Here is a 10,303-nt window from a genome sequence, read left to right on the forward strand (position 1 = left end):
TTATCTCAATCAGCCCAACTGCCCATTAGCCAGATGTTTCACCCGGCGTTTCACCTCTTCTTGCTTACCGGCGTTGAATGGCCGCGCATCGGGGCTACCCAGATAGCCGCACACCCTGCGGGTGACCGACACTTTCGATGGCTCGTGATTGCCGCATTTCGGGCAGGTAAAGCCTTTGCTGGTGCAGGAGAACTCGCCGGTAAAGCCGCATTCGTAGCACTCATCAATCGGCGTGTTAGTACCGTAATAGGGGACTCGGCTGTAGCTGTAGTCCCACACATCTTCCAGTGCGCGCAGGTTATGCTGCAAGTTAGGGTATTCGCCGTAACAGATGAAACCGCCGTTAGCCAATGGCGGGTAAGGCGCTTCGAAGTCGAGTTTGTCGTAGGGATTCACTCTCTTCTCGACATCCAGATGGAAGCTATTGGTGTAGTAACCTTTGTCTGTCACGCCGTCGACCACGCCAAACTCAGCGGTATCAAGGCGACAGAAGCGGTCGCACAGATTTTCACTTGGCGTGCTGTATAGGCTGAAGGCGTAACCGGTTTCCTCTTTCCAGTTATCTGTGGCTTGTCTCATGCGCTCGACGATCGCCACGGCTTTTTCACGTAACTTCTCATCATCAAAGAGATGAATCTGATGACCAAACAGCGCATTAACGGTTTCATGGATCCCGATAAAGCCCAGTGAGATGGATGCGCGGCCATTTTTAAAGATTTCAGAGATATTGTCATCCGCCTGTAAGCGCACACCGCAAGCCCCCTCCATATACAAAATAGGCGCGACTCGTGCTTTGATCCCTTCCAGGCGGGCGATGCGGGTCATTAGCGCTTTCTTGGCTAACAGCAGGCGCTCATCCAGCAAATGCCAGAATTTCTCTTCATCGCCCCTGGCTTCCAGCGCGATACGCGGTAGGTTAAGGCTGATGACCCCCAGATTGTTACGACCATCGTGGATCTGTTTGCCCTCTTCTTCATAAACCCCGAGGAAGCTGCGGCAGCCCATTGGCGTTTTAAAGGAGCCGGTAACTTTCACCACCTGGTCATAATTCAGAATATCGGGATACATCCGTTTGGTGGCGCACTCCAGCGCTAACTGTTTGATATCGTAGTTAGGATCGCCAAATTTGTGATTCAGGCCGTCGCGGATAGCGAATACCAGTTTCGGGAAGACGGCAGTTTTACGGTTTTTGCCCAGACCGGCAATGCGGTTACGCAAAATAGCCTGCTGGATCATGCGCGACTGCCAACTGGTGCCCAGCCCAAAACCGAAGGTGACAAATGGCGTCTGACCATTGGCGGTGTGCAGGGTGTTCACTTCATATTCCAGCGACTGGAAGGCGTCGTAACACTCTTTTTCGGTGCGCGACATGGCATAACCGGCGGCATCAGGGATCTGCCACTCTTGCGCCACAGATTTATGCTTATTAAAGCTTTCGGTGACGAACGGGGCCAGAATTTCATCGATACGGTTGATAGTTGTGCCGCCATAGATATGGCTGGCAACCTGCGCGATAATTTGTGCCGTGACGGCGGTGGCGGTCGAGATGGATTTCGGCGGTTCAATCTCCGCGTTACCCATTTTAAAGCCCTGCGTCAGCATACCATCGAGATCAATCAACATGCAGTTGAACATCGGGAAGAATGGCGCGTAATCCAGATCGTGATAGTGGATCTCACCGCGCTCATGGGCCAGTACCACATCGCGCGGCAAGATATGCTGTTTGGCGTAGTGCTTGGCAACAATACCGGCCAGCAAATCGCGCTGCGTCGGGATCACTTTGCTGTCTTTATTGGCATTTTCGTTCAGCAGCGCTTTGTTGCTTTGCTCTACCAAACCCCGGATTTCCTGATTCAGGCGACCACGCAGTTCCCGCGAGATATCTCTGTCATGGCGATACTCGATATAAGCTCGGGCTAACTGCTTGTATTGACCGGCCATCAGTTGGTTTTCGACCGCATTTTGGATATCGCGGATATCAACCTTCGGCTGGTTTTCCATCGTCTGAGCGACCACACGAGCTACAGTTGCACAATAATCTGCATCTACCACGCCAACAGCTAAAGCTGCGCGCTCGACGGCTTCCTTGATACGCACCTCATCAAAAGATACCTGACAACCGTCCCGTTTAATCACTACTGTTTTCACAATGTCGCTCCTGTATCCTGCCGCGTAGGGTTATCCACAAGGCAACCCGCAGCACATAAGGGCTGCGAGGGGGTGTGGATGTTTTTGTGGATAACTACTACATATAGGTATCTTTGTTCCTATAAGCACTATATATAGGTGGCGGTAAACTAAATTGACGTAGAGCAAGGAAATTGGCATTAGGGTTATTTGCTGTTCAGTGGGGGGATGCTGCTGTTTTTTATCGGGCCGATGTTTAGCTGAAGAACCTAATCTGCCCCATCCCAAATTACCCCATAAAATGCTCGGCCAGCTCTAGATCGCGGCGTGAGAAGGTCCTCACTATCCGGCCACTCTCCATCATGGCCGCGCGCTCGGACATATGTGCCACCACGTCGCTGTCGTGGCTCACCAGCAAATAGGTCATGCCGTGTTCGCGTTTTAACTGATTGAGCAGGTTAAGTATCTCGGCCTGAACCGACATATCTAACGCCGAGGTGGGTTCATCTAGCAGCAGCAGTTTTGGCCGCAGCAGCAGGGCGCGAGCGATGGCAATACGCTGGCGCTGGCCGCCGGAGAATTGATGGGGATAACGTAGCGCCGCAGAAGCGGGCAGACCCACTTGCGCTAAGGCTTGATCAATTCGTTGCTGAATATTCTTCTCGCCGTGAATTTTTAACGGCTCACCCAGCGTGCGCTGAATATTATGTTGCGGATGAAGTGAAGCATAAGGGTCTTGAAACACCATCTGCACATCTTTACGCAGTTGGCCGGTGAAGCGCTGCCCCGGTCGCAACGGCTTGCCCAGCAAGGTTATCTCGCCTTGCCACTCCCGTTGTAAACCGGCCAGGGTGCGTAACACGGTGGATTTACCACAGCCGGATGCGCCGATCAGGCTAAAAGTTTCACCCTCTTCAACCGCAAAGCTGACCGACTCAACTGCCGTTTTAACCTGATTCTTCTGGGCGAAACTGACCCGTAAGTTATTGACTTCAATCAGTGCCACGGGAGCCTCCAGAGAAATCGGCGCTGCGATCCAATACCGGCAGGTCAGTGCCATAGGTGCTGGCATTCGGGCGGCAAGCCCATAAGGTGTGGGTATAAGGGTGGGTCGAGTGCGGCAACTCGGCTGCCAGCCCCTGATCCACCAGTTTCCCCTGATACATCACCAACACGCGGTGGCAATGCTCTGATACCAACGGCAGATCATGACTGATCAGCAGCAAACTCATATTGCGCTGCTCAGTCTGCTCGACGATCAACTCAAGGATCTGGTTACGCAGTTTGGCATCCAAAGCTGATGTCGGTTCGTCAGCAATTAATACTCGCGGGTTATTCACCAAAGCGATGGCTAACATCGCCCGTTGCCCCATGCCGCCGGAAAGTTGGCCGGGGTATTGGTGGTAGGCGCTCTCATTTAAACCAACTGACGCCAGCGCATTTAACACTCGCTCATGGGTGTCAGCACCGGACAGGGTATTGTGCAGCAGCAGGGACTCTACAATTTGTTTGCCCACAGTGCGCACTGGATTCAGCGCATAGCGGGGATCTTGCAGCACCATGGCGACCTCTTTGCCACGTAACGCGCCCCATTGCCTGGGCTTCAACTGCAATAAATCGTGCTCGATAACCTGACCAGACTCCCCTTGGTCATCGGTATTATCCGCGTAATAGCTCAGCTTTTTGGCGCTGACTTTTCCCGGTGAGCGGACTAATCCCATCAGCGCTCTGGCGGTAATGGATTTGCCGGAACCAGATTCGCCCACTAACGCGACGCGCTCGTGACCAAGCTGGAAGGAGATGTTATCCACCACCCGCTGTTGCTGAAAATCGACACACAAATTCTCTACGGCGAAAATTTTATCAGTCATGGTGAGGGTCCAAAATATCGCGCAGGCCATCGCCTAACAGATTAAACGCCATGCTGCTGAGCAAGATAGCGCAGCCCGGAATGGCGGCAATCCACCATTGATCGAAGATAACTTGCATACCGTCAGCGACCATCGATCCCCATTCCGACATGGGCGGACGCGCCCCCAAACCGAGGAAACCTAACCCTGCGGCTGCCAGGATAATCCCGGCCAGATCCAGCGCCAGTCGCACCACCGCTGAGGGGAGGCACATGGGTAAAATATGGCCCCAAAGTAGTCGCAACCCCTTGATGCCCATCATTTCCGCCGCCGCCAGATAGTCGCTTTGGCGTAACAATTGGATCTCGGCGCGCGCCTGACGGGCATAAGCAGGCCAGGTGGTCAGCGCCAACGCCAATGCGCCGTTAATCAATCCAGGGCCGAGCATTGCGACAAAAGCAAAGGCCAAAATCAGCCGTGGCATCGACATCACTACATCAGTGACGCGCATCAGAACACGTTCGAGCCAGCCGCCGTAATAGCCGGAAAGCACCCCAACCAGCAATCCTAGCGGCAGCGTGATCACCGTGACCAACAGCACCAAGCCCAGAGTGGGGCGAGTGCCATAAATCAGGCGCGACAGCATATCGCGGCCATAGCTGTCAGTTCCCAGCCAATGCCCTGCGGCACCGGGCGGTAGCAGCCGATCGGCGGCGTTTTGCCAGTTAGGATCTTGTGGGGCGAGCCACGGGGCGAAAATCGCAATTATCACCAGCAAGGAGAGAATCAACAGCCCAATGCTGGTGGCGGGGGAACGCTTTAGCGCGTAGCAGACGGTGGTTATAGACATATAAGTGTTATCGACATATCAGCGCGTTCTCGGATCCAGCAAGCGGACCAGCAGATCCGTTACATTGTTAATCAAAATAAAGCACATACCGAGTAGCAGTGTTCCGCCCATTATAGCGGTGGTATCGCCGGCAAACAGAGCGCTGGTGAGGTAGCGACCAATCCCCGGCCAGGCAAAGACGGTTTCGGTTAACACCGCCCCCTCCAGCATACTGGTATACGCCAGCGCAATCACCGTGAGCAGGGTGCCACGGATATTCGGCAGCACGTGCATCAGCAAAATGCGCATTTCACCGGCACCTTTGGCCCTCGCCAGCGTAATGTACTCTTTATTCAGTTCGCTTAGGCAGGCCGAACGGGTCAGACGGGTGATACTGGCTAGCGCATAGTAAGAGAGCAGGGCAACCGGCAGAATCAAGTGGGCGATGGCATTGCCAAAAGCTCCGGCATCACCAGAGCGCCAGGTGTCGATCAGGGCAAAACCAGTTTTCGCTTCCACGGTATATTGATAAATGTCATCGAGGCGACCGGGGCCGGGGCTCCATTGCAGGCGGGCATAAAACAGCAATAGCATCAGCAAGCCAAGCCAGAAGATAGGCACCGAGTTACCCAGCAAGGTGATAAAGCGAATTGCGGCATCCAGCTTGCTGCCCGCCCAACGAGCGCACAATAAACCGAGAATAACTCCGAGTGTGGCACCAATGATCAGCGATAAGGTCGCCAGTTCCAGTGTCGCCGGGAAGACGGTGAGCAAATCTTGCAATACCGGCTGACCACTGGCACTGGCAAGCCCCAAATCACCATGGGCCAGCCGCACCAGATAGTGCCAGAACTGCACCGCTAATGGTTGATCCAGCCCGAGCTGGTGCTTGACCTGCTGATAAGTGGCCTCACTGGCGTGATCGCCGACAATTTGTAACACCCGATCCACTGGCGACATGGCCGACAGGAAAAAGGTGATCACCAGTAGACCGAATAGGGTTAGGGCCAGGGTCAATAATCCCTGTAAAAACCCCCAAAGACGACGCCGGGATTGGGTTCCCGGCGTTTGATTTAGTGCGACAGACATCGACTATCAACCTACTTATATTTCATAAAAACTTTATTGATAAGTCAGCGAGGCTCTACCCAAAGTAAGGTAATACCCTATTTACTGACACGGTCATAATAGACCATATCTGCATTCAGGCCCTGTTGATAGCCCTTAACATTGTCTCGCAGCACAACTTGCGCTTTGGCTTGATCAATAAAGATGTAAGGCGAGTTCTGTTGCAGCTCTTGTTGCAACTGGGTATAGAGCGCCGTGCGCTTCGCCGGATCGGCTTCTGCCACAGCGGCCAGTGTCTGCTTATTCAGCTCAGGAATAACCCAGCCGTTTAAACCGGCAACAGTGCTGCTCTTACCATCATTATAGGCAAAGGCGCTGGCATTGGAGTGCGCATCGAAGTAATCCGGGATCCACAAGCGGATAGCGGACTGATGCTGCTTGGCGCGCACTCGGCCATAGACTTGGCTGCCTGCGGCTGGCAGTAACACCAACTTCACGTCACCTTGGGCGAAGCTTGCCTGTAACGATTGGGCGATGGTGATAAACGGTGGTTTGTTCTCAACATCTAGCGTTAGGGTCGCATCCTTGATGCCCGCTTTGGTCAGAATTTCTTTGGCTTTAGCCGGATCAAAGGTAAATGGATTGCTTTCTAGCGCACCCGGTAAACCGACAGGCAGGAAGCTTTGATGCACGAAATATTGGCCTTTCAGCAGGTCTTTGGTGATGCCCTGATAATCAACCAGATAGCGTGCGGCCTGCCAGAATTCTGGTTTTTTCAGCAGCGGGTTGGCTGGGTTAGCGGTGTTAAAGACCAAATAGTTTTGCTCCGCCGAGGGGATCTCAACCACTTTGACGCCCGCCTGAGTTTTCAACGCGGCCGTCTGGTCTGGCCCTAATTCGCGGGCGATATCGGCATCACCTTGCTGGATCAGCAGGCGGCGAGCACTTGGGTCTGGCACGTTTTTGATAATAATATTTTTAATCAGCGGCTTGTTACCTGGCGATGTTGGGTTGGCATCCAACACGATAGCCTGATGCGGCTGATAAACACGCATTTTGAACGGGCCACTGCCGGCTGAATGCATTTTCAACCAGGCATTGCCGTAGTCGTTCTCTTTCACATTGGCGGTGACCGCTTTTTTATCAACAATCGAGGCGATCGGCGTTGATAAGATATTCAGGGCAACCGCCGGGCTGACATCTGCGCTCCAGCTCAGTTGCACGGTATTTTTGTCGATCTTTTTCAGATGTTGATCGATGTTGCTCGCGTCCCAGCCCAGAACGTTAAGAATAAAGGCCGGTGAACGGTTCATCTTGATTGCGCGGGTGAAGGAGTAAATCACGTCATCGGCTTGCACTGGGTTACCGGATGCAAAGAGGGTGTCTGGGCGCAATTTCACAGTTAGCGTTTTGGCGGCGGCATCGCCTTGCCAGCTCTCAGCCAAGACTGGCACAATTTTCGCCGGATTATCACGATCGGCTTGTATCAGGCGCTGATAGAGGCTCGGCACAGTCTGAATGCTAGAGAGTTCATTACTTTCTGCTGGATCCAAACTGACGATATCATCCAGGGATTGTACAACCACCAGCGTATCTGCTGGCGTTGCTGCCAGTACGCTGCCAGATAGTGCTGTCAAAACCATTAATGACAGAATTTTAGCTTTCATTGAGACTCCCTGACATGGATTCAACCACCAATGCTTTTTGCATTGATAGCAAGTAGCGCCGGTTAACATCGCGAGGAAATTATTGTTTTTTCGACTATTTCATCGCAGTTTCTCACGATAGTGGCTTTGCTGTCTGTGGTCAAAGTCTCAACAGTTATTTGTTATAACAATAAGTGATAAGGAAGCATTACAAAAAGGTAATGATTATGAGGAGATTTTGAGCTGACAATAAAAACCCTTATTTATCGCAAAATCTTCCCACGCCATGAATGGCGAATTGGTTATAATGGAACGTTATTTCATTTTATCTTCACGAAAGGGAAAGCCATGATTACCGGAAATATTCATCATTTGGAATTGTTGCCTTATCTGCCTACGCAATTGAAAGAGGCCATCGAATATGTGAAAAGCCATATCACCGCAGAAACCTCTTTGGGTAAGCATGATATTGATGGCAATAATCTGTTCGTGCTGATTTCCAATGACAGCACTGACTATCTGGAAAATCGCCGGGCGGAATATCATGCCAGGTATCTGGATATTCAGATTGTTTTGGCAGGCGTTGAGGGGATGACCTTCAGTAATCAACCGGCCGGTAAGCCCGACACCGACTGGTTGGCAGACAAAGATATCGCTTTTTTACCGGCGGGTGTCGATGAAAAGCAGTTTATTATGCAAGCCGGTGATTTTGTGGTGTTCTATCCCGGAGAAGTGCATAAGCCATTGTGTGCGGTAGGTGAGCCAGCGAATGTGCGCAAAGCCGTCATGAAGATATCTGTAAAATAAGCTATTTCACTTGCCAGCTTGAGCTTCGGGCAGTGCTCGCCGCCGTCACATACTCCGTGTATGCTCCGTTGGCTGCGCGCTGTCCGCACTCAATCTGCCTGCGCCAATAACTCTTATTGATTAGGTGTGAAAATAATCAAAAGCCGACACTTCAGATTGCCGACCCTGTTATGTTTAGTGTTGACCCAATGTGGCGACCATCACCGCTTTGATGGTGTGCAGGCGGTTTTCGGCCTGATCAAACACGATGCTGTGCGCGGATTCAAACACTTCATCGGTGACTTCCATTCCGCCCGACAAGTTGTACTGCTCTGCCATCTGCTTACCCAGAGTGGTTTGATCATCATGGAATGCGGGTAGGCAGTGCAGGAACTTGACCTGCGGGTTACCGGTCAGCTTCACCACACTCATATTGACCTGATAGGGTTTCAGTAGTGCAACACGCTCGTGCCAGACCTCTTTGGGTTCACCCATTGAGACCCAAACATCGGTATACAGGAAATCAGCGCCCTTCACGCCTTCGGCAATATCTTCTGTCAGTGTAATTTTACCGCCAGTTTTTTGCGCCTGCGCCTGACAGTCAGCCACCAGTTGGGCCTCCGGCCAGTATGCTTTTGGCGCGACCAGACGTAAATCCATCCCCACCAGTGCCGCGGCTTCTAACATGGTGTTACCCATGTTGTTGCGTGCATCACCGAGATAGGCAAATTTCATTTCACTCAATGGCTTACCCGGCAGGTGCTCTTGCATGGTCAATAAATCCGCCAATAATTGAGTCGGGTGGAATTCATTGGTCAGGCCATTCCACACCGGAACTCCCGCATATTCGGCCAATGTATCAACCACTTGTTGGCCGTGGCCACGATACTGGATTCCGTCATACATGCGGCCTAATACACGGGCGGTATCCTTAATTGATTCTTTATGCCCAATTTGGCTTCCCCCTGGGCCGAGGTAAGTCACGCGCGCACCTTGATCATATGCGGCAACTTCGAAAGAGCATCGAGTACGGGTCGACTCTTTTTCGAAGATGAGCGCGATATTCTTACCTGCCAGTTTTTGCTGCTCACTGCCGGATTTCTTGGCTTGCTTTAACTCAGCCGCCAAATCCAGCAGGGCCGTAATCTCGGAGGGGGTAAAATCCAGTAACCTTAGAAAGTGACGTTTGTAGAACTGACTCATAGTGCTCATAGCTTGCATCCTGAATAGTCTAATTGAATTTAAATTCAATTTATACGTATAAATATTCAATTACAACCCCCATCAATAAATCTTTCTCGTTTATAGTGGAGGCAACTGCGTGGGTGTGGGAAAATAGCGCCATATTAAGCCCATTGACTGAGGATAAAGGCATGGCAAACCGCGAAATGCTGGACGAACAACGTGACGAGACCCGCCTGATCATCGAAGAACTGCTAGACGATGGTAGTGATCCCGATGCGCTGTACACAATTGAACACCACCTCTCTTCTGAAAAGTTCGAAGTGCTGGAAAAAGCCGCTGTTGAAGCATTCAAGCTGGGTTATGAAGTGACAGATGCTGAAGAGCTGGAAGTGGAAGATGGCTCTATGGTGATGTGCTGTGACATCATCAGCGAAGTTGCTCTGAATGCTGAAATTATTGATGCGCAGGTTGAACAGTTAATCGCATTGGCTGAAAAGTGCGGCGTAAATTACGACGGCTGGGGCACCTACTACGAAGATCCTGATGCAGAAGATGATGAAGAGGGTGAGTTCGATGATGAAGAGTTGGTGGATGAGGATGACGACGGTAAGCGTCACTAATTTCCCTTCGTCCCTGGAAGCCGCAGGGGTGTTAGCTGCGCGCGCTTACCCGAATCACTTACTGGAGTAAGCTCATCGGGATGCGTTTGCTGGCTGCCTACCTGCGACTCCAATGACTTTGGGAAATCTCTTTTTTCCTGGAAGCCGCAGGGGTGTTAGCTGCGCGCGCTTACCCGAATCACTTACTGGAGC

At 51.8% G+C, this 10,303-nt stretch carries 9 protein-coding genes; 2 read left to right on the forward strand and 7 right to left on the reverse strand.

Going from position 1 to position 10,303, the window contains the following annotated elements; all coding sequences use genetic code 11:
- Positions 1 to 9: 9 nt before the first annotated feature.
- The 6 genes from nrdD to AACW11_RS01835 all read right to left on the reverse strand — a co-directional run bounded on the left by nrdD (position 10) and on the right by AACW11_RS01835 (position 7,541).
- Positions 10 to 2,148, reverse strand: a complete 2,139-nt coding sequence (gene nrdD, locus AACW11_RS01810; RefSeq protein ID WP_212585712.1) for an anaerobic ribonucleoside-triphosphate reductase — start codon at positions 2,146 to 2,148, stop codon at positions 10 to 12.
- A gap of 268 nt (positions 2,149 to 2,416) precedes the next feature.
- Positions 2,417 to 3,133: an ABC transporter ATP-binding protein gene (locus tag AACW11_RS01815; RefSeq protein WP_212585713.1), complete on the reverse strand. Its 717-nt coding sequence runs from the start codon at positions 3,131 to 3,133 to the stop codon at positions 2,417 to 2,419.
- Positions 3,120 to 3,998, reverse strand: coding sequence for an ABC transporter ATP-binding protein (locus AACW11_RS01820; protein WP_212585714.1), 879 nt, complete (start codon positions 3,996 to 3,998; stop codon positions 3,120 to 3,122). The genes AACW11_RS01815 and AACW11_RS01820 overlap by 14 nt, the downstream gene beginning before the upstream one ends.
- Positions 3,991 to 4,827: an ABC transporter permease gene (locus AACW11_RS01825; protein ID WP_212585715.1), complete on the reverse strand. Its 837-nt coding sequence runs from the start codon at positions 4,825 to 4,827 to the stop codon at positions 3,991 to 3,993. The genes AACW11_RS01820 and AACW11_RS01825 overlap by 8 nt, the downstream gene beginning before the upstream one ends.
- 18 nt (positions 4,828 to 4,845) lie before the next feature.
- Complete coding sequence (locus AACW11_RS01830) at positions 4,846 to 5,895, reverse strand: ABC transporter permease (RefSeq protein ID WP_212585716.1); 1,050 nt, start codon at positions 5,893 to 5,895, stop codon at positions 4,846 to 4,848.
- 77 nt (positions 5,896 to 5,972) lie between these two features.
- Positions 5,973 to 7,541 carry an ABC transporter substrate-binding protein gene (locus AACW11_RS01835; protein WP_212585717.1) on the reverse strand — a complete coding sequence of 523 codons (1,569 nt, stop codon included), beginning with the start codon at positions 7,539 to 7,541 and terminating at the stop codon, positions 5,973 to 5,975.
- A 327-nt stretch (positions 7,542 to 7,868) separates the two neighbouring features.
- Between AACW11_RS01835 and AACW11_RS01840 the strand changes: the two genes are divergently transcribed.
- The gene (locus AACW11_RS01840) at positions 7,869 to 8,327 is read left to right on the forward strand and encodes a YhcH/YjgK/YiaL family protein (RefSeq protein ID WP_212585718.1); all 459 of its coding nucleotides are present in this window, start codon (positions 7,869 to 7,871) and stop codon (positions 8,325 to 8,327) included.
- A gap of 174 nt (positions 8,328 to 8,501) precedes the next feature.
- Here AACW11_RS01840 and argF read toward each other — a convergent pair whose 3' ends face one another.
- Positions 8,502 to 9,509, reverse strand: a complete 1,008-nt coding sequence (argF, locus tag AACW11_RS01845; RefSeq protein ID WP_212585730.1) for an ornithine carbamoyltransferase — start codon at positions 9,507 to 9,509, stop codon at positions 8,502 to 8,504.
- A gap of 170 nt (positions 9,510 to 9,679) precedes the next feature.
- Here argF and rraB point away from each other — a divergent pair, with 170 nt between their 5' ends.
- Positions 9,680 to 10,111, forward strand: coding sequence for a ribonuclease E inhibitor RraB (gene rraB / locus AACW11_RS01850; protein WP_212585719.1), 432 nt, complete (start codon positions 9,680 to 9,682; stop codon positions 10,109 to 10,111).
- Positions 10,112 to 10,303: the final 192 nt, after the last annotated feature.

It is taken from the genome of Yersinia sp. Marseille-Q3913 (assembly GCF_963892745.1).
GTDB lineage: Bacteria > Pseudomonadota > Gammaproteobacteria > Enterobacterales > Enterobacteriaceae > Yersinia > Yersinia bercovieri.